Source organism: Kitasatospora sp. GP30 (assembly GCF_029892145.1).
Classification (GTDB): Bacteria; Actinomycetota; Actinomycetes; order Streptomycetales; family Streptomycetaceae; genus Kitasatospora; species Kitasatospora acidiphila.
In genome coordinates this window covers 299637-324976 of the sequence record NZ_JARZAH010000004.1, presented here as the reverse complement: position 1 = coordinate 324976, position 25340 = coordinate 299637, and the positions used below count along the sequence as shown (strand labels likewise).

Annotated in this window: 21 protein-coding genes and 1 pseudogene; 6 read left to right on the top strand and 16 right to left on the bottom strand. The window is 72.9% G+C overall.

Annotated elements, in window-relative coordinates; genetic code table 11:
• Positions 1 to 23: 23 nt before the first annotated feature.
• Entirely contained in the window at positions 24 to 3344 is a 3321-nt protein-coding gene (locus P3T35_RS09545) for a non-ribosomal peptide synthetase (RefSeq protein WP_101383874.1), read from the top strand.
• 30 nt (positions 3345 to 3374) lie between these two features.
• Here the strand turns inward: P3T35_RS09545 and P3T35_RS09540 are convergent, their stop codons facing one another.
• Both P3T35_RS09540 and P3T35_RS09535 read right to left on the bottom strand, forming a co-directional pair.
• Complete coding sequence (locus tag P3T35_RS09540; RefSeq protein WP_101383873.1) at positions 3375 to 4409, bottom strand: GntG family PLP-dependent aldolase; 1035 nt, start codon at positions 4407 to 4409, stop codon at positions 3375 to 3377.
• 139 nt (positions 4410 to 4548) lie between these two features.
• Positions 4549 to 5328 carry a polysaccharide deacetylase family protein gene (locus tag P3T35_RS09535; RefSeq protein ID WP_143676997.1) on the bottom strand — a complete coding sequence of 260 codons (780 nt, stop codon included), beginning with the start codon at positions 5326 to 5328 and terminating at the stop codon, positions 4549 to 4551.
• 238 nt (positions 5329 to 5566) lie between these two features.
• On the opposite strand from P3T35_RS09535, the gene P3T35_RS09530 reads away from it, so the two are divergent.
• Positions 5567 to 6616, top strand: coding sequence for an NlpC/P60 family protein (locus P3T35_RS09530; protein WP_101383871.1), 1050 nt, complete (start codon positions 5567 to 5569; stop codon positions 6614 to 6616).
• A gap of 70 nt (positions 6617 to 6686) precedes the next feature.
• Here the strand turns inward: P3T35_RS09530 and P3T35_RS09525 are convergent, their stop codons facing one another.
• The 3 genes from P3T35_RS09525 to P3T35_RS09515 form a co-directional block, all read right to left on the bottom strand.
• Positions 6687 to 9149: a DUF4132 domain-containing protein gene (locus tag P3T35_RS09525; RefSeq protein ID WP_101383870.1), complete on the bottom strand. Its 2463-nt coding sequence runs from the start codon at positions 9147 to 9149 to the stop codon at positions 6687 to 6689.
• Positions 9150 to 9151: 2 nt separating this feature from the next.
• Entirely contained in the window at positions 9152 to 9565 is a 414-nt protein-coding gene (locus tag P3T35_RS09520) for a hypothetical protein (protein ID WP_280704984.1), read from the bottom strand.
• A gap of 108 nt (positions 9566 to 9673) precedes the next feature.
• Positions 9674 to 10492, bottom strand: a complete 819-nt coding sequence (locus P3T35_RS09515; protein ID WP_101383869.1) for a MerR family transcriptional regulator — start codon at positions 10490 to 10492, stop codon at positions 9674 to 9676.
• A 136-nt stretch (positions 10493 to 10628) separates the two neighbouring features.
• On the opposite strand from P3T35_RS09515, the gene P3T35_RS09510 reads away from it, so the two are divergent.
• Together P3T35_RS09510 and P3T35_RS09505 are read left to right on the top strand one after the other, a co-directional pair.
• Complete coding sequence (locus P3T35_RS09510; RefSeq protein WP_101383868.1) at positions 10629 to 11003, top strand: nuclear transport factor 2 family protein; 375 nt, start codon at positions 10629 to 10631, stop codon at positions 11001 to 11003.
• A gap of 91 nt (positions 11004 to 11094) precedes the next feature.
• Positions 11095 to 11421: an antibiotic biosynthesis monooxygenase family protein gene (locus P3T35_RS09505; protein WP_101383867.1), complete on the top strand. Its 327-nt coding sequence runs from the start codon at positions 11095 to 11097 to the stop codon at positions 11419 to 11421.
• Between the two features lie 144 nt (positions 11422 to 11565).
• Here P3T35_RS09505 and P3T35_RS09500 read toward each other — a convergent pair whose 3' ends face one another.
• Together P3T35_RS09500 and P3T35_RS09495 are read right to left on the bottom strand one after the other, a co-directional pair.
• Positions 11566 to 12387, bottom strand: coding sequence for an alpha/beta hydrolase (locus tag P3T35_RS09500; protein WP_218976824.1), 822 nt, complete (start codon positions 12385 to 12387; stop codon positions 11566 to 11568).
• Between the two features lie 99 nt (positions 12388 to 12486).
• Positions 12487 to 12891: pseudogene (locus P3T35_RS09495) on the bottom strand (cupin domain-containing protein); the annotation flags it as partial.
• Positions 12892 to 12992: 101 nt separating this feature from the next.
• Here P3T35_RS09495 and P3T35_RS09490 point away from each other — a divergent pair.
• Positions 12993 to 13616 carry a TetR/AcrR family transcriptional regulator gene (locus P3T35_RS09490; protein WP_101383865.1) on the top strand — a complete coding sequence of 208 codons (624 nt, stop codon included), beginning with the start codon at positions 12993 to 12995 and terminating at the stop codon, positions 13614 to 13616.
• Positions 13617 to 13686: 70 nt separating this feature from the next.
• Here P3T35_RS09490 and P3T35_RS09485 read toward each other — a convergent pair whose 3' ends face one another.
• Complete coding sequence (locus P3T35_RS09485) at positions 13687 to 14769, bottom strand: serine hydrolase domain-containing protein (RefSeq protein WP_280704980.1); 1083 nt, start codon at positions 14767 to 14769, stop codon at positions 13687 to 13689.
• Positions 14770 to 15385: 616 nt separating this feature from the next.
• Between P3T35_RS09485 and P3T35_RS09480 the strand changes: the two genes are divergently transcribed.
• Positions 15386 to 16390, top strand: coding sequence for a pyridoxal-phosphate dependent enzyme (locus tag P3T35_RS09480; RefSeq protein WP_101383863.1), 1005 nt, complete (start codon positions 15386 to 15388; stop codon positions 16388 to 16390).
• Positions 16391 to 16587: 197 nt separating this feature from the next.
• Here the strand turns inward: P3T35_RS09480 and P3T35_RS09475 are convergent, their stop codons facing one another.
• From P3T35_RS09475 to P3T35_RS09440, 8 genes are all read right to left on the bottom strand, one after another.
• A complete protein-coding gene (locus tag P3T35_RS09475) occupies positions 16588 to 17757 on the bottom strand; it encodes an oxygenase MpaB family protein (RefSeq protein ID WP_101383862.1) in 1170 nt (389 codons plus the stop codon).
• A gap of 42 nt (positions 17758 to 17799) precedes the next feature.
• Positions 17800 to 18852: a polyprenyl synthetase family protein gene (locus P3T35_RS09470; RefSeq protein ID WP_101383861.1), complete on the bottom strand. Its 1053-nt coding sequence runs from the start codon at positions 18850 to 18852 to the stop codon at positions 17800 to 17802.
• Positions 18845 to 19132, bottom strand: a complete 288-nt coding sequence (locus P3T35_RS09465; protein ID WP_101383860.1) for a hypothetical protein — start codon at positions 19130 to 19132, stop codon at positions 18845 to 18847. The genes P3T35_RS09470 and P3T35_RS09465 overlap by 8 nt, the downstream gene beginning before the upstream one ends.
• A 302-nt stretch (positions 19133 to 19434) precedes the next feature.
• Positions 19435 to 20280, bottom strand: a complete 846-nt coding sequence (locus P3T35_RS09460; RefSeq protein ID WP_101383859.1) for a class II fructose-bisphosphate aldolase — start codon at positions 20278 to 20280, stop codon at positions 19435 to 19437.
• Entirely contained in the window at positions 20280 to 21212 is a 933-nt protein-coding gene (locus P3T35_RS09455) for a 1-phosphofructokinase family hexose kinase (protein WP_101383858.1), read from the bottom strand. The genes P3T35_RS09460 and P3T35_RS09455 overlap by 1 nt, the downstream gene beginning before the upstream one ends.
• Complete coding sequence (locus P3T35_RS09450) at positions 21209 to 22135, bottom strand: ROK family protein (protein WP_280704978.1); 927 nt, start codon at positions 22133 to 22135, stop codon at positions 21209 to 21211. Before P3T35_RS09450 ends, P3T35_RS09455 begins: the two co-directional genes overlap by 4 nt.
• A complete protein-coding gene (locus tag P3T35_RS09445; protein ID WP_101385487.1) occupies positions 22132 to 23010 on the bottom strand; it encodes an SIS domain-containing protein in 879 nt (292 codons plus the stop codon). The genes P3T35_RS09450 and P3T35_RS09445 overlap by 4 nt, the downstream gene beginning before the upstream one ends.
• 330 nt (positions 23011 to 23340) lie before the next feature.
• Positions 23341 to 25335, bottom strand: coding sequence for a hypothetical protein (locus tag P3T35_RS09440; protein ID WP_101383857.1), 1995 nt, complete (start codon positions 25333 to 25335; stop codon positions 23341 to 23343).
• Positions 25336 to 25340 lie beyond the last annotated feature (5 nt).

The following is a 25340-nucleotide window of genomic DNA, read 5'->3' as shown; positions in this document are numbered from 1 at the left end:
CCCCGAACCGGAGGAGCACACTCATGCGCGAGGTACTGGCCAAGCTGGCCGCCATGTCGGACCAGGAGCGCGCCGCTTTCCTGGCTCGGACGCGGACCGCGCCGGCCGCCGGCCCCGAGGGTCCGACGGCCCACGAGCGCCCGGACGGTCGCTCGGTCGCCTCATACGGGCAGGAGCAGCACTGGTTCCTGGACCAGCTCTGGTCGGGGGACGCCGCCTACCTGGTGCCGTTCACGCTCCGCCTGCGCGGGCCGCTGCGCACCGACGCGCTGGCCGCGGCGATGCGCACGGTGGTCGAGCGGCACCAGGTGCTGGGCGCCACCTTCGGCTTCGAGGACGGCGTCCTGCAGCAACTCACCCACCAGGGGCGTGCGTTCGAGCTCACCGTGCAGGCCGTCGACGGTGCGACGCCGGCCGGGCGGGAGCAGGCCGCGCTGCGGTACGCGGTGGCGCAGGCCCGGGCCAAGTTCGACCTGCGCACCGGCCCGCTGCTGCGCACCCGGCTCCTGGTGCTCGGTCCGCAGGACCACGTCCTGCTCTGGATCGCCCACCACGCCGTGGCCGACGGCTGGTCGGTCGGTGTGCTGATCGAGGAGCTGTCCGCCGCGTACCGGGCCGAGCTCGCCGGTACCGCCGCCGAACTGCCGGACCTGCCGATCCAGTTCGCGGATTTCGCGCAGTGGCAGCGGGAGCGGCTCGAAGGCCCCGGGGCGGCCGAGCTGATCGGCCGCTGGCGGGCCCGACTGGCGGGTGCTCCGGCAGCGGCCGTGCCCACCGACCACCCGCGCCCACCGGTGCAGACCTTCCGCGGCGAGTCCCTGGACTTCACGCTCCCGGACTCGACCACGGCCGCCCTGACCACGCTCGGCCGCCGGTACGGTGCCACGCTCTACCCGGTGCTGCTGGCCGCGCTGCACGTGCTGGTGGCCCGGCACGGCGGCGAGCCGGACGCGGTCACCGGCGCGGTGCTGGCCGGCCGGGCGCGGCGCGAGACGGAGCCCCTGATCGGCCCGTTCGCGAACACCCTGCCCCTGCGGATCGACGCCTCCGCCGACCCCGCCTTTCCCGACCTGCTGGCCCAGGTACGGGACACGGTGCTGGACGGGATGACCGATCAGGAGCTGCCGTTCGGCCACCTGGTCAAGGAACTCGGTGTCGGCCGGGACACCAGCCGCAACCCGCTCTACCAGGTGCTGTTCAGCATGGGCAGCCTGCCCCGCGGCTCCGGCGAGACGCAACTCGCGCCCGGGCTCACGCTGGTGCCGGTCGGCCTGCCCAACGGCACGTCCCGGCTGGACCTGGAGTTCACCATGGAGCTGACCGGCGCGAGCCTCGCCGGGCGGCTCGACTACAACACCGACCTCTACGAGCGGCGCACGGCCCAGCGCCTGATCGACCAGTTCGCCGTGCTGCTCGCAGCCATCGCCGCCGATCCCGAGCTGCCGGTCTCCCGGTACCCGCTGCTGGCCGAGGACGAGCAGCTGCGCACCCTGGCGGCGTCGGCCCGCCCGGGGCGGCCCGCGATCCGCACCGGTTTCCTCGACCTCTTCGCCCGCCAGGTCCGCGACCACCCGGACGCGGTCGCCGTCCACTGCGACGGACGGCGGCTGACCTACCGGCAGTTGGACACCCTGGCGGACCGGATCGCCCACGCCGTACTGGCCCAAACCGACTCACCGGCCCCGGTGGTCGCGGTCGGCACCGGCCGGACCATCGACCTGCTACCCGCGATCGTCGGCATCCTCAAGGCCGGCGGCGTCTACCTGCCACTCGAACTCGAATACCCGGCGGACCGGTTGGCCTACATGATGGCCGACAGCGGCGCCGAGCTGCTGATCACCGGCAGCGAACCGCAGCCGGAGCTCACCGCACTGCTGCCGGCCACCCTGTCCGTGGCGGAGCTCGGTGGCCCCGAGGACGGTCCGGCCGGATCGGTACCGGCCCGGCCGGATCTCGACCGGCTGGCCTATGTGATGTACACCTCCGGGTCGACCGGACGACCCAAGGGCGTCGCGGTGCAGCACCATGCCCTCGGCAACTTCCTGGCCTCGATGGCCGAGCTGCGGGTCATGCGGGACGGGGACACCACCCTGGCACTCGCCAGCCTGCCGTTCGACGGTTCGGTGATCGAGCTGTTCCTCCCCCTCGCCGTCGGCGCCGCCGTGGTGGTCGGCCGGCGCGCCGACGCCCGGGACGGTGCCAGGCTGCTCAAGCTGCTCACCGACCACCGGGTGACCGTGCTGCACGGCACGCCGTCCACCTGGCGGCTGCTGCTGGACACCGGGGCGGATCCGGGGCTGCGTGCGGCGCTGTCCGGCGGCGAGGCCCTACCGCCGGGCCTCGCCCGGGAGTTGCGGGCCCGGATCCCCGAGGTGTGGAACCTCTACGGCCCGGCCGAGACCACCGTGTACTCGCTGGCCCGACGGCTGACGGCCGATGACACCCCGCTGATCGGCCGGCCGATCGCGGGCACCACCGTGCAGGTGCTCGACGAGCGGCTCCGCCCGGTACCCCCGGGCGTACTCGGTGAGCTCCACATCGGCGGCGCCGGGCTCGCCCAGGGCTACCTGAACCTGCCCGAGCTGACCGCCGCCCGGTTCGTCACCCATCCCGTGACCGGCGAGCGGCTGTACCGCACCGGGGACCTGTTCCGCGAGCGGACCGACGGCACCCTCACCTTCCACGGCCGGGTCGACCACCAGGTCAAGCTGCGCGGCCACCGGATCGAGCCGGGCGAGATCGAGAGCGTCCTGACCCGCCACCCCGCCGTCCGGGAGGCGGTGGTGCTGCCCAAGACCTTCGCCGAGGACGACCGGCGGCTGGTGGCCTATGTGCGCTGCGGCGCGGACGTGACCGAGGCCGAACTCAAGTCGGCGGCCCGGGGCCTGCTGCCCGAGTACCTGATGCCGTCCCGGGTGGTCCTGCTGCGCGACTTCCCGCTGAACGGCAGCGGCAAGGTGGACCGCAAGGCACTGGACGCCCTGCCGCTCACCGAGGACGATCCCGGCGAGCGCTACGAGGCCCCGGCCACACCCACCCAGGCGCAGCTGGCCACCGCGTGGCACGACCTGCTGGGCCGCAGCCGGATCGGGGTGCGGGAGGACTTCTTCACCGCCGGCGGCCACTCGCTGCTCGCGGTACGGCTGCTCCACCGGGTACGGGACGAGTTCGGGGTGGAGGTCCCGCTCGACGCGTTCTTCGCCGCCCCGACCATCGCCGGGCTGGCGGAGCTGGTCGACACCGCCCTGCCGCCCGAGGAGCTGGCCGACCTCGGCAGGCAGGTGGCGGAGCTGACCGACCAGGAAGTCGCCGACCTGCTGGCCGAGTTGCTCGACGAGCACTGAGGCGCTGAACCGCCGGTGCGCGCGGTCCCGCTACTCGGGGCCGGCGGCGCCGGCGGCCAGCAGCACCTCGGCGGCCCGCTCGCAGGCCCGCTGCCGGACGTCGCGATGCGTCACCAGGCGGATCAGCTCCGGTCCGAACGCCGAGACCAGGACCCCGTGTTCGGCGGCCCGGGCCGCCAGCTCGGGCGCGCCGGGGACGTCCAGCAGCACGATGTTGGTCTCCACCGGACGGACCCGGCAGCCCGCCCCGGCCAGACGGTCCGCCAGCAGCGCCGCGTTGGCGTGATCGGTGGCGATGCTCGGCAGGTGGTGGGCGAGGGCGTACCGGGCGGCGGCGGCGAGCAGCCCGGACTGGTGCATCCCGCCGCCCAGCCGCTGCCGCAGCCACCGCGCGGTGTCGATGCGGTCGGCATCGGCGAGGAGCACCGAACCGATCGGCGCGCCCAGCGCCTTGGAGAAGCTGACGGACATGGTGTCCGCCAGCGCGCCGTACTCCGCGAGCGGCACGCCGTTGGCGATGTGGGCGTTCCAGATCCGGGCGCCGTCGATGTGCACGGCGGCCCCGACCTCGCCGGCGGCCGCCCGGATCCGGCGCAGGGTGTCGAGCGGGTAGACCGAGCCGCCGCCCCGGTTGTGGGTCTGCTCCAGCGCGACCGCCGTGGTTCCGACGGTGTAGGGGTTGCCGACCCGCAGCACCTTGCGGAGCTCTCCGGGCTCGATCAGGCCGCGCTCGGCGAAGACCGTGCGGGTCTGGATCCCGCCGTGCCAGGCCAGCCCGGCGCCCTCGTGGGAGACGAGGTGCGCCTCGGAGTCGCAGACCAGCTCCTGCCCGGGCTGCACCAGCAGACGCACGGCGATCTGGTTGGCCATGATCCCGGACGGCATGAAGAGCGCCCCGGAGAAGCCGAACAGCTCCTTGACCTCCGCCAGCAGCGCGTTGACGGTGGGGTCTTCGCCGTAGACGTCCTCCCCCACCTCCGCCTCGGCCATCGCCGCCCGCATGCCCGGCGACGGCTTGGTGACGGTGTCACTCCGAAGGTCGACCAGCTCCCCCGACCAGCCCATCTCGCACCAGCTCCCCTTCTCCCGGCACCCTGCCGCTCACCCGCACGGCATTGTCTCCGGAAGCCCGCCTCGCCGATCCCCCCGCACCGCCCGCACCCAGGGACTCCGTCAGGTTTACGGCTGCTCGGCGAGGCGCGGTTCAGGCGCTGCGGTGCTGGAGCTTGATCGGGAGCGGTGGGTGGGCGTCGGGTGTGGTGAACGTGTAGCCGGCCGCGAGCAGCTTGGGCAGGTAGGTGCCCAAGGCGGCCACGGTCTGGGAGCGGTCGCCCCCGCTGCCGGGGGCGGGATCGGAGTCGCCGCCCTCGGTGCCGTCGTGGTCCAGCACGATGGCACCCGTCGCGGCGCCGGCGAGGACCCGGTCGACGATGGTGTCGGTGCCGGGGTTGGCCCAGTCCTCGGGGTCCACCGACCAGGAGATCGGGCGCAGGCCCATGTCGGCGCAGACGGCCAGCGTGGTGTCGGAGAAGTCGCCGTAGGGAGCGCGGAACAGCACCGGTCTCCGGCTGCAGGCCTCGGTGATGGCGTCCTGGGTGCGCTGGATCTGGTCGCGGATGTCGTCGGCGGACAGGCCCGGGAGGTCGGGGTGGGACCAGGTGTGGTTGCCGATCGTGTGTCCCTCGGCGGCCATCCGGCGGATGACGGCGGGATACTCCACGACGTTGTCGCCGCACACGAAGAACGTCGCTTTGACGCCGTGGTCGCGCAGCACGTCCAGCACCTGCGGGGTGTACTGCGGGCTGGGGCCGTCGTCGAAGGTGAGGGCCATCACGTTCGGGCCGGCGTGGACCTCGTACTCCGGCTGCGGGACCTGGACGGTCCTGGCGGCGGCCCGGCCCGGCGGACCGCCGAGGCCCAGCAGGGCCGTGGTACCCACGGCAAGGAAGCGGCGGCGGGACAACGGCAGGCGGATCTCTCGCATCGGCCCAGTGTTGGTCCAGAAGCGTGCCCCGATGAGCAGGCACACCGCGAGGTCCGGCTGATCCGCCCGGACAGCTCAATCCGGCGGCTGCTGACGCGAACTCAGCGGACTCGTTCGACCGGTGAGTTCCCCGGGGGCGAGCTGGCCCGATCATCACAGGAGCAGTATGGTCTGACGTCAAACCGCTCGTCCGGCCGACTCACTCGACCGAGCGACCCCTCGGGAAGAAGGAGCCGCTGTGGCGTCCCACCGCCGTCCGAAGCAGCCGAGCCAGGCCCGGGTCCTGGTGCTCACTGCTGCGGCCGCTGCCACGGTCGCCCTGTCCGCGCAGAGCGCCTGGGCCGATCCGAAGCCGTCCGTCGACGACGTCAAGACGCAGATAGACGGCCTGAACGCGCAGGCGGAGCACGCCACCGAGCAGTACGACGGCGCCAAGGAGAAGGCGGACGCGCTGCGCCAGCAGGCCTCCCAGCTCCAGGACCAGGTGGCCCGCACCCAGGCCCAGGTGACCCAGCTGGAGGAGGGGCTGGGCGCGGTGGCCGGTCAGCAGTACATGCAGGACGGGCTCGACCCGTCGGTCGAGCTGATGTTCAGCTCCAACCCGGACGGCTACCTCGACCAGGCCACCACCCAGCGCCAGGCGAACATCAGCGAGGCCGAGGCACTGAAGGCCCTGCAGCAGGCCGAGCGCACCCTGGACCAGCAGAAGCAGGACGCCGCGAGCACGCTCGCCCAGCTGGACACCAACACCACCGCGCTGAACAACGCCAAGGCCCAGGTGCAGACCAAGCTCCAGCAGTCCCAGACGCTGCTCGACTCCCTCACCGCGAGCCAGCGGGCCGCCCTGCAGGCGGCCCAGGACCAGGCCGACGGCGGCACGGCGTCCCGCAGCAGCAGTCGGGCCGACCTCGCCAACCTGCCGCCGGCCTCCGGCCAGGCGGGAGTCGCGGTGCAGCAAGCGCTGACCCGGCTCGGCGACGCCTACGTCTGGGGTCACACCGGCCCGACCACCTTCGACTGCTCGGGCCTGATGCAGTGGTCCTATGCGCAGGCCGGCGTCTCGCTGCCGCGCACCTCGCAGGAGCAGGCCACGGTGGGCACGGCGGTGCCGAGCCTCGCCCAGGCCCAGCCCGGCGACCTGGTGATCTACAACGCCGAGGACGGCCCCGAGGGCCACGTGGGCATGTACATCGGCAACGGCGAAGTGGTGCACGCGCCGCACGCCGGCGCCGTGGTGCGGATCATGCCGGCCGACGCGATGCCGATCGCCACCATCCGCCGGATCTGACCGCTCGGCACCGGACCTGGGGGCCGCCGGCGTCCCACCGCCGCCGGCCCGCGACGGCCGCCGCGGCCCGCTACAGCTGGCTCAGGATCGTCGGGTCCGTGATCTTCGTGTCATCGGCCAGCAGCATCGCCTTGCTGAGGATCACCGCCAGCGTCCGGTCGCCCTCGAAGGGGAGGTACCCGGTCTGCGCGGCGCCCGGGTTGGCCTTTGGAACGATGCACAGGTACCGGTCGTCCGGCGTCATCAGGATGTTGCCAGAGCCGAGGTGGATCTTGTACGTGTGGCGCTCGCCCGTCACGTGCAGGAAGCGGCCCTCGATGGTGCAGCGGTCGCCGATAGCCAGCCTGGGTATCAGCCGCTCCAGCAGCACGCGGCGGGTCTCGGCGCTCTGGTTGAGCTCCCCGAAGCCGTAGCGCGTCCAGTACTCCTGGAAGCGCCCCTCGGGTCCGCCGTCCTGCCAGGTCGGGTCGTTGCCGACGCTGGCCACACCCACGAACAGGTCGACGTCGCGCAGGACTTCGGACAGCACCAGGGGCGGGATGTCGGCGAGCGGGAGGGAGTCCACCGGGTCGGCACCGTTGCCCAGCCACATCTGGTACTCGCCGCCGTAGCAGTGCGCCGAGTTCTCCGGGGCGTCGATCGGGTAGAAGCGGACCTGGTCGGTGCTCAGGCGCAGATAGCTGCCGGATTCGGTGGTGTCCTCGCCGTAGCCGTCGCCCTCCCCGTGGATCCAGTACTCGGCGCGCAGCCCCCACTGCGGCAGCTCGCGGGTGGCGGGCGGGGCCGAGTCGTCGACCATCAGCCGCAGCTTGTTGCGCCAACCCCGGATCGCGGCCAGTGAGTTGAACTGGTGCTGGCGCAGGATGTGGGCGGCGAAGCGGTTGGAGTAGCTGCCCGTCGTGCGCTCGGCGTCGGTCAGCAGGTACACCTCGCGGTGGGCCTGCTTGAACGGCTGGGTGATCCCGTGCCGCTCCAGCCAGTCGCGCCAGGCCACGATCGCGGCGGGCTCGTGGCCCACCGGGTGCCAGAGCCGGACCTCGGCCCCTTCGCGCACCGGGTCGTCGGTGAGGGTGCGCAGCTCGCCGTCGGCGAATCCGACGGTCGTGCCGTCGACCGTCCACAGCAGCCGGCGGACCAGGGTGCCGATCAGGGGGTGGTCGAGGTAGCGCTCGCGCCAGGCGGCGAACGGCCAGCTGCGGCGGGCGAGGAACTGCCGGTCGAGGCGCTCGCTCTGGGCGGCGAGCATCTTGTCGATGTCCTTGACCGCCGCCTTCAACTCCTTGAGCTCCTCGGCGTGGTCGCGCTTCACGGCGGCGGGCACGCTCTTGGTCGTCTTGCCCGCCGCGTTGCGCCAGCCGACGACCGCCCTGCCGCTCTGGACCTCCAGGACGGCGGTGGCCTCGCCCAGTTGCCGCTCGGCGCGGCCTACCTCGGTCAATCCGTAGGCGGGGACGGCCAGTTCCTCGATCTCCTCGCGGGACAGACCCAGCGCCTCGGCCCGGCTCTCCAAGGCGGTGTCGAGCAGCTTCGCCGTGCCCTTGTAGGTCACCCGGGCGGCCAGGCGGGCGAGTTCGGCGAGGGCGGGTCCGCCGTCGATGCGGGAGAGCGCGGTGACACCGGCGTTGGCGACCTTCGGGTTGCGCGGGCCCAGCCCGGCGACCTTCTTGAGCGAGGTCTCGACCAGCGCTCCGAGCGCACGGGCGGTGTCCGGGTGCGGCGGCAGCAGGGCGAGCAGCCAGCTCAGTCCGCGCAGGGTGTTGGCGTTGCAGGGGTCGTAGGCGTTGTTGATGTCGGCCTCGTACTGCCGCCGCTCCAGCGCGAACGTGCGGCGGCCGACCAGGGTGAGCCAGGGCAGCACGGTGGAGCGGACCAGGTCGGCGCCGAGGGGCTCGATCAGGGCGCGGGCCTGCTGCTCCCAGGTGCGGGTGGGCTTGGCCGCGGTGGCGGTCGTCGCGTGCCGCAGCAGGGCCTGCCAGCCGGGGGCGCCCCGGGTGTCCCGCATGGCCTGCTCGGCCCACTCCTCGCCGACGTTGAGCACGGGCTCGGTGAGCTTCCGGGCCAGCGCGGTGACCGACTCGTCCCGGTACGCGTCCAGGGCCGAGCGCCGGAAGGCGGCCACGACGGCGGGCGCGAGGGCGCGCCCGGCGGCGAGTTCGGCCTCGGCGAGGACCTCGTAGCGCCTGCCGTACCAGAAGGAGTTCTGGCGGCCGAGTTCGTCGAGCGCCTCCAGACGCTCCACCGAGAGCCGGTCGCCGGGCAGGCCACGCGCGACGACACCGACCAGGGTCAGGGCGTTGCCGCGGGCGACCGGGCCCGCCTCGGCCGAGTGGTACTGCGCCACCAGGGCATCGGCGAGCGCCCTGCGGGCCTCGGGCGGCAACGCGCGCAGCTCGTCGGGCACGTCGGCCAGCACCCCGGTCCAGCTGCCCCGGTTGACGGCCGCGGCCTTGAGCAGCTCGACGGCGAGCTCGGTCGACTCCCCCGCGGCGGCGCGCTGCCGGATCAGCATCCTGAGCTTTTCGGCCTCCCCCATCGTCATCCCCCCACCAGCGCCACGAGCTTCAGGAACGTGACTTCCGTGCCGAGCGCGAGCTCGATCTCCTCGGCCGGGTCGGTGACCTGACGGTCCCCCACCAGGACGAGGAATCCATTGCCCGCGAACGCCTTGAGCGCCAGCTCGGTCTGCGCCTCGGGATCGATCCGACGGGGGGTGCGCAGCACGTACCCGTTGAGCACGCGCTCGGCGTCGTCGGGCTGCACGAGCCCCTGGAACACCTGCGGTGTGCGCGCGTTGTACTCGGCGACCTCCTGGAACACCCGACGCCGGATCAACTCACCCACGGTGAGCCGCTCCTCGGCGATCTCCAGGTCCCAGCCGTCGCTGCGGTCCCCCGCAGTCGTCTCGTCGACGAACATCACGATTGCCATGCCGCCGACAGTACGGGCCACCAGTGACAACGCGACCGCCGTGGCCTGCCGTTCTCCAGGGCCACGCCGTCGCGGGTGGTCAGGCCCTGCCGCGCCCGCGACGTCCTGGCCGCCGCCGCGGCACGGACGCTAGCCGTTGGAGCGGAAGATGGGCCAGCCGACCTCGGTGACCAGATCGTCCTCGTCGGACCCGTCGAGGGGACTGCGCAGGTAGTACTCGCGCAGCGGGCCGTCGACGCCGATCTCGTGGCGCGCGGCGTAGACGCCCAGGTCACCGAAGGTGAGGTCGATGCTGTTCAGGGACCCGCGGTGGACGGCGATCGCGAGCTCCGCACCGGGCACGAGCAGCGAGTCGATGCGGCCGACCAGGTGCGCGTCCGCGTCGACCGGGACGAACACCATCGCCTCACCGCGCTCGTCCTGGTACAGCTCGCTCGCGAACAGCCCGCCGATCGGCCCGGTGCGGCGCAGGCGCTGGGCGGTGACGAAGCCGTGCAGTTCGCCGAGGGCGCCCTGCCACCAGCTCACCACGTCCCGTCGGTCGACGACCTCGCGAATCCCGATCGCCGGCTGCTCGCGGACTGTGCGGTACTCGACACTGAGCGCGTCGTCCGGCCGGGCCAGCAGCTCGCGCAGCGACTCGACGGCGCTCTGGGCCTGGACGAGCCGGTCCTCCAACCGCGCGAGATGGGCACTGATCAGTTCGTTGCGCGTACTCACGTCCGGTGCGGCCAGCACGGCCTTCACGTCCGCCACGGGCATGTCGAGGTCGCGCAGACGAAGGATCACCTGCGCGGTCGGCACCTGCTCAAGGGAGTAGTACCGGTAGCCGGTGCCCCGGTCGACGTCGGCCGGCGCGAGCAACCCCACCTCGTGGTAGTGCCTCAAGGTCTTGATGCTCAGATGGGTCACGCGGGAGAACTCGCCGACCGTCAGGCCTGTGTGCATGGCGCCAGTATCGACCCTCCCCCTACCGGAGGGTCCAGCACACGACGACCGTTGACCCTCCCGCGCGGGTAGCGCCCAGCATGGGCAGTACGGACCCCATCGCTCCGAAGTCAACACGTCAACGAGGGAGCACCCCATGAACACCACCCACCCGGTCGACACGCTGCCCGAGGTCGTCGCCGCCTACATCACCGCGGTCAACGCCTTCGACGTGGATGCGATCATGGCGACCTTCTCCGACGACGCCCTGGTCAACGACGTGCACCGCGAATTCGCCGGCCCCGCGTCGATCCGCGCCTGGGCGCGCCGCGAACTGGTCGACGACAAGGTCACCATGGACGTGACCGAGGTCGTGCCCCACGGGTCCCTGACGATCGTGCGCGCACGGTACGACGGCGAGTACGACAAGACGAACCTCCCCGATGAGCTGATCCTGACCAGCTACCTCACGGTCGTCGACGGCAAGATCAGCTCCCTGATCATCCTGCACAACGCGCCGGCTCCCTACTGAGGGCAAGCCCGCGCCGACCCGGCCCCGGTCAGCCGAAGGCCGGCTGCTCCCCCGGCGGCCGGCCGGCACCCACTCCTTCCAGGGAGCACCCATGAGCACACTGGTCATCGCCGAGTTCTTCTCCCAGCCCGGCCGCGGCGACGACGTCGCGAAGCTGCTGCTGGACATCCTGGGCGAGAGCCTCAAGCACGAGGGCTGCGAAGACATCCGCATCCTGCGCGACCAGGACGACCCCGACCACGTCGCGGGCCTGACCCGGTGGACCGAGCGGCACAACTACACCGACTACCTCGCCTGGCGCACCGAGCACGGCTTCACCGCCACCTTCGAGGCGATGCTCACCCGCCCCCTGGTGCTCCACTACTACGACGAGGTCTACCACGGCCACGGCATCGCGGCCCGTACGGAGGACCATTGACAGCCGGCTCGCCCGGAGGGTCCGGCCTGCGTGCGAGGATGCACTGCCGGCCGCGAACGCGCCGGGACGGCCCGCGGCGCCGCGGGTCGGACCCGGCCGGTCTGGCGCACGGAGCGTGCGGCAGCCGGCCGCGACGGTTGACCGTCAGTCGCCTTCGGGCTTGAGCTCGGTGGCGACGAAGTCGCCGATGGCGCTGGAAACCGCGTCCGGCTGCTCGAGGTGGGGGAAGTGCCCGGCCTCGGGGATCGGGCGGAAGGTGGCGCGCGGGAAGGAGTCGGCCAGGGCGCGCTCGTACTCCAGCGGGACGATGCCGTCCTGCTCGCCGGCGAGCACCAGGACCGGGACGCCGACGCGGTGCAGGCGGCCGCGCAGCTTCGGGTCGTGGCAGAACGGGTCACCGGCGTACACGGCCAGGGTGTGCTGGTTGGCGGCCATGGCGGCCTTCTGCTCGTCGCCGAGCGCGGCCGGGTTGGGGCGCAAGTCGGGGTTGTGGAAGGCCAGTTCGCCGGTGCGGACCGGGCCGAGGTCGGCGGGGTCGGCGATGGCCAGCGGGGGTTCGGGGGTGATGCCGGTGGCGCCGAGCAGGACCAGCGAGCTGATCCTGCCGCGGTTGTCGCGCAGTGCCATCTCGGCCGCGATCCAGCCACCGACCGAGCTGCCGACGACCATCACCTCGTCCAGGCCGAGTTCGTCGAGCAGGTCGAGGTAGGCGCAGGCCAGGTCGGCGACGGTGTCGGTTCCCTCCGGGCGGGGTGTGCCGTCGAAGCCGGGGTGGGTCGGGACGACCACGTGGGCGCGCTGGGACATGCCGGCGGCGAAGCCGGCCATCGAGCGCGGGCCGGCGCCGCCGTGCAGCATCAGCACGCCGGTGCCGGCGCGGTGCTCGCCGAACTCCTGGACGGTGACGCTCGGGCCGTGGTGCAGCTCGATGGTGCGGGTGGTGCTGGTCGGGGCGGAGACGGTCATCGGGTCGGCTTCCTTCTGCTCGATCGTGGGTGCGGCGAGCGGGCCGCCGGCATCGGGTACGGCGGTCGTGGCGTAGCGGTCCATCACTTCGGCCATGTTCTGCGGGGTCATGGCCCGGCCGCCGGTGATCATGTCCCGCAGGTCGCGGAAGTACTGGACGTACAGGTCCGGGGTGAAGGTGTTGATCATGACCAGCGGCTGGTCGCCCGGGTTGGCGAAGGTGTGCGGAGCGCCCGGGGGGACCATGACCATCGTTCCGGCCGGCGCCTCGTGCACATCGCGGCCGACGGTGAAGCGGGCGGCGCCGGAGACCACGTAGAAGCCCTCGTCGTGCTGGGCGTGGCGGTGCTGGGGCGGCCCTTGGGTGTGCGCGGGGATCGTGATCTCGGCGATCCCGAGCCGGTGTGCGGTCGTGGTGCCGTCTTCCAGAATGCGGATCCGGGCCTGCCCGAGGTCGATCACCTCGCCGCCGCCGGGAGCGACGACGGAGACGTCTGGTGTCATGGCCATCCTTCGTGAGAGCTGACTCTCATGACTGTAGGACTGTCGCATTCCATCGTGCAAGTGCTCTCTCATCATTGGAGTCCACTTGCTAGAGTGGCGCCATGCAGGAGACGGAACCGAAGACACGTCAGGGCGCGAAGGGCCGCACCAACCAGAAGCTGCGAACCCGCGCGGCGATCGTGTCGGCCGCGGCCGAGCTGATGCGCACCGGGCACGAGGTGACCATGCCCGAGGTCGCGAAGGCGGCCCTGGTCTCCGAGGCCACCGCCTACCGCTACTTCCCCGATCTGGCCAGCCTGCTCCGGGAGTCGATGGCGGACGAATGGCCCACCCCGGAGCAGGCGCTCCGCGCCGTTGCCGACTCCACCGACCCGGTGGCGCGCGTCGCCGCCGCGACGGAGCACCTGCTGCGGCACGTTCTGGCCTACCAGGGCGCCACCCGTGCCATGATCGCGGCCACCATCACCCGCCCCGAGGCCGCCGCCGCCCGCCCCGCCCTGCGGATCGGGCTCATCGACCACGCACTCGCCCCCGTCGCGGAGGCCCCCGGCGCCGACCCCGCCGCGCTGGCTCAGCTGAAGCGGGACCTCGCCGTCGTGATGAGCGCCGAGACCCTGTTCACCCTCACCGACCTGCTCCGCCTCGACGCGGAGGAGGCCATCGCCAGCGCGGTCCACACCGCCACCACGCTCACCCGCGCGACCCTCGGCACCGACCCGACCTGACCCACCGCCCCGGCCCGGCCCCGCCGCGCCGCCCATCGGTCACCGCAGCATCGACGGACCCGGTGCGCGGCTACGCCCGAGGGCCCGGTTCGCCGAGCACCGTGCAGACCGCCGCCTGTTCCAGGGCCTGTTCGGCGGCGCCTGCCGCGGGGGCGGCCAGCCCGAAGATGGTGGGGACCAGGATCGTCACCGTGCCCCGCCCCGCCGCGTCGGTGTAGGCGACACTGCTGTATCCGGCCGCCTGGCCGTCGTGGCCCCACACCGTGCCGCAGGGGAAGACGACCTTGCGCAGCCCGAGCCCGTAGCCGTTCCCGGACGGGTCCTTCGGGTCCTCGGGCACCGTGGCCTTCATCTCTTCGAGCTGAGCGGCGGGCAGCAGCCTGCCGGACAGCAGGGCCCGGTCGAAGCGGGCCCAGTCGGCGGCGGTGGACACGATGCCGCCGGCCGCCCACAGCGTGCTGTGGTTGATCGCCGTGGTGTCGACCCACGCACCGCGCGCCGGGCCCGCGAACGAGGTCCCGGCCGGCACCCCGGGCGGCAGGTACAGGGCGAGGTGGGCCGCGTCGGGTTCGTACCCGTGGGCCTGGCGGGAGCTGGTGGCCGGGCTGTCGGCCAGGTACGTGTGGGTCAGGCCGAGCGGGCGCGCGATGCGCTGCTGGACGAGCGTGCCGAGGGACCGGCCGGTGGCCCGTTCCAGGATCAGGCCGAGCGCGATGTAGTTGGTGTTGCTGTAGGAGAACTGACGCCCGGGCGGGAAGAGCGGCGCGTGCCGCACACCTGCGGCCAGGAGCTCGCGCGGGGTCCACTGGTGCGCGTCCTGCCCGAGGAAGGCGGCCAGCACCGCGGGGTCGTGGGTGATGTCGAACAGGCCGCTGGTGTGGTCGAGCAGCATCCGCACGGTGATCGCGCGGCCGCCCGGGACTTGGCCCGGCAGCCACTTCTCCACGGTGTCGGTCAGGTTGACGCGGTGTTCGGCGACCAGTTGCAGGACCAGGGTGGCCACCATGGTCTTGGTGTTGGAGCCCATCCGGAACTGGTCCGCCACCGCGAGCCCGGCGTCGGCGCGGGCCCAGGCCGCCTGGCGGACGATCTCGGTCACCCGGCCGTGTCCGTCCTCGACGCGCACGACGACGCCCGGCGCGCCCGCGTCCACGACCTGCTGCGCGAGGGCCGCCAGGCCCGTGGGGTCCGCGGCGGTGGGGGGGGGGGGGGGGGGGGGGCCCCGGCCCCCCCCCCCCCCCCACCGCCAGGGAGCCGCCGAGCAGGCCGGCGAGTGCGAGCACCGCGGCCGACCGGCGGCGCGCTACCCGAAATTGCTCGAACATGACTACTGCCCCTCTGAGTTGGCGTCCTCGGTGTCGAACGCCAGTCTCCCGCCCGGCCGGACGGAGGGGACTGGGGCAAGTCCCCCTTCTGACAAGGGGGATAACCCCCGGCCAGAAGGGATGGGCGGGAATCTCCGGCGGCAGCTACCAGCAGGACCAGCAGGCCGCCCAAGAGGCCTTGACCGCCCTCGGGTTCGAGCTGCCGACCCCCTGACCGCCCGCCGGACACCTGGGCGGCGAGGCCACGCTGCCGAGGTCGGCGCACCCTTCCTGCGTCGCCCCGGCAACCGACCGTGTGCCCCGGTGCAAGCGCACCGGGCCACAGGGCAAGGGCGGATCGCCGGTCCAGGTGAAGATCTCCCCCGCTTACCCGGCAGGCCCGTGCCACCCTGGGGCGACAGACCACTCTCCTCGGCGGGCCGCTCCTCCCGTATCGTCGGTCCTATGACGCGTCCGCTGCTGCACCAGCGTTGGCCTGAACTGGCCGAGTCGCTGCCGCACCTCCCGCTGGGCGACGTGCCGACGCCGGTGCGGCCTCTGGCCGGGCTCGGCTGCCGGTCTCCGCTCTGGCTGAAGGACGAGAGCGGGTACGGGCACGGCGGATGGGGCGGCAACAAGGTCCGCAAGCTGGAATGGCTGCTACCCGAAGCCCACCGGCGCGGTGCCCGGACCCTCCTCACCGTCGGCGGCCTCGGCACCAACTGGGGTCTGGCGGCGGCACTCTACGCCCCCGAGCAGGGCCTCACCGTCGCCCTCGCCCTGATCGACCATCCGGTCGACGATCACACCCGGGCCCAGCTCCGGCGCCTTCGCGCATCCGGCGCCACCCTGCACTTCCTGCACACCAAGACCCGCCTGATCCTCGCCGCCCCCTGGCTCTTCGTACGCCATTCCTCGATGCGAGGCCCCACCCTCCCGTACTTCCTCCCGGCCGGCGGATCCTCGCCGCTCGGCACGCTCGGGTACGTCGAAACCGCGCTGGAGCTGGCCGCGCAGGTGTCGAACGGGCTGCTGCCCGAGCCCGGCTGGGTCGTGACCGCGGTCGGCTCGGGAGGCACCGCCGCCGGCCTGGCCCTGGGGCTGCGGTTGGCCGGCCTGCGCACCCGCGTCCTCGGGATCGTCGTCAACGACACCCTGCGCCTGGACGGCACAGCGCTCAACGCGCTGGCCCGCAAGGCCGAGGCGCTGCTCCGCGGTCGGGGCGCCGCCCTGCCGCCACTCGGCCTCGGCTCGGACGACATCCGACTCGACCGCGGCTGGCTCGGTCCCGGCTACGCCCACCCCACCGCCGAAGCCACCGCAGCACTCAACCGCGCCGCCTCCGACGCGGGGCTGGCACTCGAACACACCTACACCGCCAAGGCCCTAGCGGCGCTCCTCGACCTCGACGCCTCCGGGCGCTTCGGCGACGAGCCGGTGCTCTTCCTCAACACCTTCGGCCCCAGATAGCAGGCACCGGACCGGCCGAAGCCCGCGAGTGCGGGGCCCCGGCCGATCCGGCGCTTCCTGGATGAACGCCAACTGCGAACGGGGGATCGCCGATCGTCGCTCCGGTACAACGCGACCGCCTGCCCCCTGCACTTCGGGCGGTACAGCTGTATCGACCGCACAGCCGTCCATGAGAGTTGGATGATCGCCGGGGCCGCTCAGCCACGGAGTCGGGTGGAGAGCGGGGGTGGGGTCCAGGGGTCGGTGCGGTGTTTGGTGGAGGTGACGCCGTGTTCGTCGTGGAGGTGCTCGGGGATGGCGTACTGCATGACGCGGCCGCGGGTGAGGGAGCTGAGTTCGAAGCGGGTGGTGAGGTCGCCGAGGCGGTCCAGTGCCCAGGCTCCGAGGGGGGAGGAGTCCTCGATGCGTTCGAGGATGCCGAGCAGGGTGGGGGCGAGGGTGATGGCCTTGTCCCAGGTGGAGCGCGGTACTTGGAGCCAGTCGGCGCAGGTGTCACCGACCAGGTAGCGGATCAGGGCGGGGACGACCGGGTCGAGCAGGGTGCCGGGGACGACCTGCTCGTACAGGTCGATGAGTTGGCGGGTGAGCTTGACGCCTTCGTCGGACGGGCCCATGTGGCGGGCCATGTAGAGGTCGGAGAAGTCGCGCGCCTCGGCCAGGTCGGCGGGGGCGGCCTGCGGGTCGACACCGAGGATCGCGCCGACCACGCGCCAGGCGTAGAAGTAGGCCTCGGCGCCCTCGTTGGAGATGTGGATGCCCATCCGGTGCAGGGCGTCCAGCACCTGGATGGAGAACATCATCTGCCCGCCGATCATGTCCTCCTGGCAGATCGGCACGCCGAGGGCGGCTTCGTCCCAGAGGTTCTCGCGGCGCAGGTGGTGGCGGATGGAGGCGTGCAGCAGGCGGACCTTCTGGGCGGCCGGGATGAACCTGCCGCCGGCTTCGAAGGCGTCGGGCCGCATCAGGTAGAGGGTGAACTGGCCGGTCTCGGCCATCCGCTTGGAGGGGTAGTCGAGTGAGTGGGTGGCGCTGAGCAGGCGGGCGACGTGCGGGACGACGTAGCAGGCGGGCATCGAGGCGAAGGACAGCGCGGTGGAGATGTGGACGTTGTTGCGGATGAAGAACAGCCTGGCCTTCTCCATCCGGTCCCAGTCGACCCAGTCGGGTGGGGTGGCGGTGGTGTGCAGGTAGTCGCGGGCCTCCTCGGGGACGTCGTCGGGCAGCGGCTGGCCGCTCTGGGCGAACCAGCGCATCAGGGTGTTGAACTTGCCGGTGTCACCGCGCTCGAACAGCTCGTCCACCACGGCATCGGCCAGCGGGTCACCCGTCAGGCGCAGGGCGTCCATCGCTTCGGGTGTCACGGTCATGGGTGTGCCCCCTCGTTCGGTGTCTGCTCGGTCTCTGCGGTGTCAGGACGTTCGGGCGGTCGCCGCGGCGATCAGGTCGGACAGGGCGCCGGCTGCCTGCGGCGGGAGGGCTGCCCGCTCAAGTGCGGTGCGGGCGGCCAGCGCTCGTTGGGCGATCATCTCCTCGACGCGGGCACGCGCCCCGGAGCGCTCCATGATCTCCCGCAGCTGGTCCAGTTCCGCCGACTTGAGGTCGTCTCGGCCCAGCCTGGCCCGCAGGTGTGCGCGGTCGGAGGGTGTCGCACCGGTGAGGGCGTGGGCGAGCAATGCGGTGGGTTTGGCGCCGACGAGGTCGTCCAGGTTGGACTTACCGGTGCGCTGCGGGTCGCCGAAGACGCCGAGCAGGTCGTCGCGAAGCTGGAACGCCTCGCCCAGCGGCACCCCGTAGGCGGTGAAGGCCTCCAGTAGTGCGGGCGGTGCGCCGGCGAGGCGGCCGCCCAGGTGCAGGGGGTGTTCCACGGTGTACTTCGCGGTCTTGTAGCGGATGACCTCAAGTGAGCTCTCCGCGCTGGGCGTTGACCGGGTGCGCAGGATCTCCATGCACTCCCCGGCGATCAGTTCGCGGGCGAGTGTGGCCCACAGGGGGCGGGCCCGTGCCAGGTAGGCGGCGGGCAGCCCGCAGGTGGCGAACAGCTGCCCGGCCCAGGACATCAGCAGATCGCCGACCAGCATCGCCAGTGACCTGCCCTGGGCCTCGCGCCCCGGCGCGTCAGCGACCGCGTGGCGCAGGGCCAGGTGCGCGGTGGGTACGCCGCGGCGGATCGGGCTGTCGTCGATCAGGTCGTCGTGGACCACGGCCGCCGCGTGCACCAGCTCCATCGCCGCCGCGGCCCGCACCATCGCGGTGCTGTCCGGTTGGCCCGAGGCCCGCCAGCCCCAGTAGGCGAACGCGGCGCGCAACCGCTTGCCCTCCGCCACGGCCGCGCGTAACTGCTCTGCCACCGGCTTCAGCTGGGCGTCGATGGCGACCAGCAGCTCGGTCTCCTCCCGGACGAAGCGGCCAAGGACCTCGTCGACCCGCGACTTGAGCGCCGGGCCCGGTGGCAGCTCAGGCATCGGGAGAGCTTCGGCGGGAGGCTGCCGCGCGCCGTGCCACGGCCTCCAGGTGGGACTCGGAGGCGGGGGCGAGACGGCCCAGCAGCAGTTCGCCGCGTGCCCGCAACTCCTCCTGCCCGTCCGCTGCCACCTCGTGCAGGTCGGAGCGGCCGAGCAGGCCGCGCATCCGGCGCAGCAGCCCCTCGGCCTGTTCCAGTCCCACATCGATGACACCGGCCAGGAGTTGGACCGCCTCGGTCCCCCGTTCGGCGCGCGTTCCCGCACTCTCGTCTGCTGACACGACTCCCCCACCTCCCCGAAGGCACGGCTACGGCGGCTTACCGCCGCACGGCACCCGCAAGCATCAGTGACGATGCCCCGACAGGGAACCGATCACCCAGGGAGTCATCCGAACCAGTTATGTCCCAGGCAAAGCACGCCAACGAGGAACGCTATGTGATATGGCCGCAGCGGACAGAGCGGCCCTGCGCGACCCGCGGTCCCCCTGAATCTGCGTCTGCCTGATGGACACGGGCGCTCACGGGTGGTCGAGCTCAGCCTTCGCCGCCGCGGCCCACTGGGCTGCCACCCGCGCGGCGGCTGTCAGCCTGTCACGCCGGCCTTCAACACACCGAGCAGGCGGGTGACTTCGGCGGCCATGGCGGTGCGGCCGGCGCCAAGGTAGCGGCGGGTGTCCACCAACTTGGCGTTGTCATCGAGGGTTTGGCGGACGGCCGAGGTGAAGACCTGGTTGAGGTGGGTGGCGATGTTCACCTTGGTCATGCCGTGGTCGACCGCCCGGGTCAGGTGCTCGTCGGCCACGCCGGACGAGCCGTGCAGGACCAGCGGCACGGGGACGGCGTCGCGCAGCGCGGTGATGAGGTCGAAGTCGAGGGCGGCGTCGCGGGTCAGCATCGCGTGCGAGGTGCCCACCGCCACGGCGAGCGCGTCCACGCCGGTGGCGGCGACGAACGCGGCCGCCTCCCCGGGGTCGGTACGGGCACCGGGGGCGTGAACGCCGTCCTTGCCGCCGACCTTGCCGAGCTCGGCCTCCACCCAGACGCCGGCCGCGTGGCAGCGCGCGGTGACCTCGGCGGTGGTGCGCACGTTGTCCTCGTAGTCGAGGGCGGAGGCGTCGAACATGACGGAGGAGAAGCCGAGTTCGACGGCCTCGCCGACCAGGTCGGCGCTGGTGGCGTGGTCGAGGTGGACCGCGACGGGAACGGCGGCGGCGCGGGCGGTGGCCAGCGTCGCGGCGGCTATCGGTGCGAGGCCGCCGTGGTAGCGGACGGCGTTCTCGCTCAGCTGCAGAATCACCGGGGCGCCGGCGGCTTCGGCGCCGGCCACGATGGCCTGGGCGTGTTCGAGCTGGATGACGTTGAACGCGCCGACACCGCGCGCGGCGCTCGCCGCGGGGGTGACGATGGCGCCGGTTCCGGTCAGGGGCATCACGGGCTCCTTGGTTCGCTGAGCGGGCCGACGTCGACCAGTGGCCGCAGCCGGCGGAGGACGTCGAGGTCGAAGTCGCCGGCCAGGGGAGCGGCGACGGTGGCCGCGGACAGCGCCACGGCGTCGGCCAGCCGTTCGGGCCAGGCCGCACCGGCGACCAGGCCGACGGTGAGTGCCGCCACGGCGGCGTCGCCTGCTCCGGTGGGGTTGCCGGCCAGCCGCTCGGGCGGCCTGGCCTGCCAACTCCCTTGCGGGGTCACGGCGATGAGGCCGTCCGGGCCGAGGGAGGCGACGACCGCCTCGGCCCCGGCGGCCAACAGGGCCTGCGCCGCGGCGACCGGGTCGGCGAGCCCGGTGGTGGCGGCGAGCTCGTCGGCGTTGGGTTTGATCAGTGCGGGGCCGGCCGGCAGCGCCGAACGCAGGGCGGCGCCGTCGGCGTCCAGCACCGCCGGCACCCGGTGCCCGGCTGCGAGACGGACGAGTTGGGCGTACGCGTCCTCGGGTACGCCGCGTGGCAGGCTGCCGGAGAACACGACGGCCGCGGCACCCTGCAGCAGCCGGTCGAGGTGCTCCAGCAGCCGCTCCCACTCGTCGGGCCGGACCACTGGGCCGGGTTCGAGCAGGATCGTGGTGTCGCCTGCGCTCTCGTCGACCACGGCCACCGTGCGGCGGCTCTCGCCGTCGATCAGCAGCAGCTGTTCGGGCAGCCGGGCGGTGGCGAGTTCGCGCCGCAGCGCGCTCCCGGCCGCGCCGCCGGCGAGGCCTGTGACGACGGTCCGGTGGCCGAGCGCATGCAGCACCCGGGAGACGTTGACGCCTTTGCCGCCCGCCCGCTCGGCCACCGTGTGCACCCGGTTGCTGCCCTGCGGGCGCAACCGGTCGACGTGGTAGGTGATGTCGAGGGCGGCGTTGAGTGTGACGGTCAGGATCACGGGGCGGCCGTTCCGTCTTCGTCCAGCAGGTCGTGGGCGAGCAGGGCGGCACCCTGGCAGCCGGCCTGGTGGCCGAGTTCGGCCGGCACGATCTGCGGCATCGTCTGGAAGCTGAGCCGCTCGGCCACGGCCGCGCGCAGCGGGGCGAAGTACGGCTCGCCGGCGCGGGCGAGGCCGCCACCGATGACGATGCGTTCGGGGTCGAGCAGCGTGATGGCGGCCGCCAGTCCGTCGGCGAGGGCCTCGATGGCCTCGCGCCAGACGGTGGCGGCGGCCGGATCGCCGGCGGCGGCGCGTTCGCCGACGTCCTTGGCGGTGGCGTCCGTCTCCCCGGTGGCGTGGGCGTAGCGGCGGGCGATGGCGGCGGCGGAGGCGATGGTCTCCAGGCAGCCGCGGCCACCGCACGGGCAGGCTTCGCCGCCGGGCCGGACCACCAGGTGGCCGAGTTCGCCGGCCCGGCTGTGGCTGCCGATCTGTGCGTACCCGTCGACCATGTGGGCCGCGGCGATGCCGGTGCCGACGGGGACGAACAGGAAGTTGCGGCTGCCGCGTCCGGCGCCGAGCCGGGCCTCGGCCAGGCCGCCGGCCCGCACATCGTGTCCGAGCGCTACCGGCAGGCCCAGCTCGTCGGTGAGCCAGCCGCGCACCGGCAGATGCCGCCAACCGAGGTTGGCGGCGAGGACCGACACGCCGGCGAGTTCGTCGACGATGCCCGGCGCGGCGATGCCCGCCGCCGACGGGCGGTGCTCCCGCACGAGTTGGGCGGCCGCCGCGATCACGGTCTCCAGGACGGCGTCCGGGCCACGGTCGGCGCCGGTGAACCAGCGCTCGGTGTGCCGCAGGATGCCGTCGGGCCCGGCGACGCCACCCTTGATGTAGGTGCCGCCGATGTCGAGGGCGATGGTCGTGGCGGTGGCTGTCACGGCTGGGGCAGCACGATCGAGCGGGTGAGATTGCGCGGCTGGTCGGGGTCCAGGCCGCGGCCCTTGGCCAACTCGACGGCCAGGCGCTGGGCGCGGATCAGGTCGGCCAGCGGGTCGAGGTCGGAGACGGACGCGATGGCGCCGGTCGCCAGGACCTGGTCGAGCAGGCCGGTCGGTGGCTCGCCGAAGAACCAGGTGACACTGTTCGGGCCGGTGACGCTGATCGGGCCGTGCCGGTACTCCATGGCCGGGTAGGACTCGGTCCAACTACCCGACGCCTCACGGATCTTGAGGGCCGCCTCGTTGGCGACACCGACGGTCCAGCCGGTGCCGAGGAAGGTGAACTGGCCTGCCTCGGCGGCGCCTTCGGGCAGCTCTGCGGTCACCGCGCGCTCGGCCTGCTCGGGCAGGTCGGCCGGCACCAGACCCAGGTGGGCGCGCAGCAGCACCAGGGCGGTGGTGGCGAACCGGGTCTGCACGACGGACTTCTCATCCGCGAACTCGAGGTCGATCACCGTGTCGGCGGCCGAGCTGATCGGCGTGGCGAGGTCACCGGTGATCGCCGTGGTGGCGATGCCGGCCGCCCGGGCCTGCGCGAGGGCGGCGAGCACCTCGGTGGTGGTGCCGGAGCGGGTGATGGCCACCACCCGGTCGTAGCGGCGGTCCGCCGGGAACTCGGAGGCGGCGAACGGGTCGGTCTCCCCGAGGCCGGCGCGCTCGCGCAGCGACGCGTAGGCCTGGGCGATGTACAGCGAGGTGCCGCAGCCGATGACGGCGACCCGCTCGCCCTTCTCCGGCAGACCGGCGGGCGCCAGTTCCAGTGCCCGGCGCCAGCACTCCGGCTGGCTGGCGATCTCCTGCTCGACGTGGCTCATCTCGGTCTCCTTCTGGCGCATAGTGCGCATCACACGTTCATTGATGCTCGTTTTATAGCCCAATCAAGCACTTGTGATCAATCCGCAGAGGAGCTCGCCAGGCTCAAGGCTCAGCGGTTGCCGCACTTGCTCGACCTCCTGAGCCAGCGGGACCGCATCGACGTCATCCAGATCGACGTGCGCCGCGGGTAGCCCGGCGGATGGATCGACATCGCACAGCGGGCCTGGCCGCACCCCGACGACCAGGGTGCGGCCAGGCCTGCCAGGCTCCACGGCGGGCCTGACAGGGAACCCGCTCGGGAGGCTCCTCGACGAGAAGTCCCGGAGCCGCTAATGCCAGTCGACGACCAGCCAACCGCGGTGCGGCAGGTCCTGGCCGAGCTCCAGCGTCGGACCGTCGACGGTCGCGAGCGCGGCAACGGGCTCGGCGAGCGGGGCGAGCAGCGTGGAGACGGTGCTGTCCCACCCGCCGGGCAGGACCACGCGCGGCCGTGCCGGGTCGGCGCTGCCGTTGGCGACCGCCAGACTCCAGCCGTCGTCGGTGCGGGTCAGATGCGGGATCAGGTGCGGTCCACCGGTGACCAGCGGCAGGGTCGGCGTCTCGCCTTCCAGATAGCGGACCATGGCATGCACCAGGCGCTGCCCGTCGTCGTCGAACGGCAGCAGCTCGACGGCAGTAGCCGCCAACACGCCGACTCGGCCCCCGAGTTCATTGGTGAAGACATACCGACCCGCGCCCCACGTCTGTCGGTCCGGGGTGAGGATCTCGGTCCATACCTCGGCGTCGGTGGCGGGCAGCAGGCGGGCCAGAGCGGGCTGGACGTTGACGCTGAGGAAGGCTCCCCGGCCCTCGTCGGACGGCCGGACCACCTGCTCCAGCGCGTACGGGCCCGACGCGGAGGGTTCCTCCCGGCCGGCGAGCTCGGCGACGGTGGCGCCGATCAGCTCGGCGAACCCGCGCTGGGTGAGGATGTGCGCGGCGGTGCCGTCCAGCAGCAGGCCACCGGCGAGCATCCGGCGCAGCTCGTCGTCGTCGAAGGCCCAGGCGAGCTGCCCGAACAGCACCCGGACCGGGGCGTCCTCGGCGGTGACCGGGACGCCGTAGCGCAGCAGGAAGTCCGCGGCGGGGCCCGGGTCGACGGCCAGTTCGGCGAGGTCGCCGCCGCGCGTCGTGCGCACCTGGGCGGCGGCGCCCTGGTGCACGGCCAAACCGACGCCGTGGGTGTGCGGTTCGCCCGGCTGCCGCTCGGCGAGCCAGTCGAGCGCCGGTCGGGAGCGCCGCAGCATGTCGGCGACCCGGGGGAAGCGCTGGGCGCGGCCGGACTGCATCGGGTGGACGTTGAGGAACATCGCGTGCGAGCCGGCGAGTTGGGCGGCGACCAGTTCCGACCAGGTCTGCGTGTCGGACTTGGACCAGGCGGTGTGCGGCCAGTTCTCGATCTCCGGCTCGCTGCGCACGTGGCGCGGCCGCAGCGCCCGCTGGAGCTCCAGCATCCAGACGGAGAAGCTGAGTTCACGCCCGGGAGCGTCGCCGTAGCGGGCGAAGTGCGGCCGGTGCGAGACCTGCCGGTCGATGCCGAGTGCCTCGAACAGGGCCCGCCAGTCGCGGCCCTCCACCGAGTGCACCCCCGGTTCGGAGCTCATCAGGCCCAGCTGCGTGCGCCCGCCCGAGCGCTCCGCAACGGCTGCGGCCACCTCTGCGGCGGCCTCCAACTGGGCGGTCCGCCAGACCCGTTGCAGCAGCGCCCGCCACGGGTGCGGCTCCCCAGGCGCGGTGATGGCGGCGACCAGCTGCTCTCGGGTCACCTCCTCCCCGGCAAGCCGTGCGAACCGCTCCAGCATCAGCGGCTCGAAGCCGCCGCCCCACGGGAGCGGCGCGTGGTTGTGGTAGCGGAAGTCGTCCTCCAGCCACAGCACCCGGAAACCCAGGTCGGCGTACCGCGCGTAGTGGGCGGCGATCCAGGCGCGCCAGCGCGGGCAGGCGAAGGAGGCCTGGCTGGCGGCGACCGTGCCGTCCGGGCCGACCACGGGCGCGAAGCCGAGGCGGTCGGTGCGGCCACGGTCGGCGTGACCTGCGGTGACCCAGGGGTTGAGACTGATGCCGAGCCCGGCGTCGCCCAGGATCTTGGCGGCCGTCGCCGCCGTGTCGTACAGGCGGTCCTCGGCCGTGCCGAAGGGATGGCCCGCGTACAACTCCTCGGCCCCCAGCAGCAGGACGGCCTCGTCGATGCCCGCCTCCCGGCAGAACGCGGCGAGTTCGGCGGCGTGTTCGGCGGTGTCCGGGCCGGGGTGGAGCTGGAATCGCAGATGGTACCGGGCGGGCACGCCTG